Raw genomic sequence first — 1,607 nt, 5'->3', positions numbered from 1 at the left:
GGGGATGCGGCGGAATTCTTGGACTGGGTTATGTTTTCAGCCCGAGACTCTCCCGGTACTCAATCGGACTGAGTGCGCCAAGCGAGATCTTGATCCGTTTCTCGTTGTACCAGCGAATGTACGAGTCAACCACCTCAATGAACTGGTCGGTGCTGACGGTCCGCCAGTCTCGAGAGTAAAACAGTTCCGTTTTCAGCCTTCCAAAGAAGCCTTCGCACGCCGCGTTGTCGGGCGAACAGCCCTTGCGCGACATTGAGCGAATCAGCTTGGCCTTACGTATCCGGGTAAGCCAGCCCGGCCAGCGATAATGCGCACCGCGATCTGAATGGACCACGGGCCGGCTGTTGCTGCTACCGATTGCTTCGATGGCGGCATCGAGCATCGTATTCACAAGCTCGGCGTCTGGTCGCGTACCGATCGACCAACTGATCACCAGTCCATCGAAGCAATCGATGACCGGTGACAGATAGACTTTACCGGCCGGAATCTGGAACTCAGTGATGTCTGTGAGCCACTTTTCATTCGGTGCTGCGGCGCGGAAGTCCCGATTGATAAGGTTCTCTGGAGCCGGACCGATTTCTCCGGCGTAAGAGCCGTATCGACGTCGCCTCGTTGTGGCTGCGCTTAGCTGTTCCTGCTTCATCAAGCGCCGAACGACCTTCTCCGAGATGAAGACTTTCTGCCTGCCAAGTGCCGCGCGCACTCGGCGATATCCGTAGCAGCGGTGATTCAGTTCAAAGATATCTGCGATGGCAAGGCGTACACCGGCATACTTGTCGGCAACTTGTATCCGTGCCCGGTGATAGAAGTAGGAGCTACGGGCGAGCCCCAGTTCAGCAAAGAGTTCCGGCAGCGTGTAAGTCTGTTTCAGGGCATCAACCAGCGCCGTCTTCTCCCGATTCGTCAGGAGTTGCGGGTCGACGCCCAGGCCTTTTTTTATTATTTCGTTGGCCTTCTTCAGAATGTCGTGTTCGATCTGGAGCTTTCGAATGTCTCGTCGGAGTGATTCGATCTGCTGCTCCAGCGTCGCTTTCTCCGAGGTTTGCGGCGGATCGTTGCGGCGTGTCATGGCTGAAACGGCCTCCTGATCGAGTAACCGATTTCTCCAGTTGTACAGCGTTGGGCGGCTCACGCCAATCTTTTTAGCAACTTCCTCTGCGCTTTCTCGTCGAGTGCATAGATCGATGACCGCTGTCTGCCTGAGCTCTGGTGCATACCGAATACCCGACGCCTTCCCAAGAACGCGTTTCTTTCGCTCAGGATGCAGTTCGTCGAGCCAAGCGACGAGCGTTCCGCGTCCCGGATACCCCAAAGCCTTTGTCGTTGCTGCCAGACACTGGTCATGGGTCATATAGTGGTCTGTGGCCGCCTTTTTTTGTTCTGTCGAATAGCGCGGCCTCAGGCAGATACGTTCCTTCGGCAAGTCCAGACATCGCTCGTACATCTGATACCAGCGTTCGAGCGATTTCGTTGTCGGATAGCCTAGTTGACGAACGGTCGCGGTAAGGCGCTTTCCAAGCTTCAAGTAGAGCTTGACTGCTCGGATGCGTTCTTCGTATGAGTACATGGACTAGCTCCTGATAGTCCAAGAATTCCGCCGCACCCCC

1 protein-coding gene is annotated in these 1,607 nt (G+C 55.7%); it reads right to left on the bottom strand.

The window, feature by feature from the left end; all coding sequences use genetic code 11:
* Positions 1–28 precede the first annotated feature (28 nt).
* Positions 29–1,567, bottom strand: coding sequence for an IS3 family transposase (locus U5771_RS35025; protein ID WP_322028158.1), 1,539 nt, complete (start codon positions 1,565–1,567; stop codon positions 29–31).
* Positions 1,568–1,607 lie beyond the last annotated feature (40 nt).

It is taken from the genome of Burkholderia sp. BCC1977 (assembly GCF_905339595.1).
Lineage (GTDB): Bacteria > Pseudomonadota > Gammaproteobacteria > Burkholderiales > Burkholderiaceae > Burkholderia.
The sequence above is the reverse complement of the archived record's forward strand: the minus strand, read 5'-3'. Positions and strand labels throughout refer to the sequence as shown.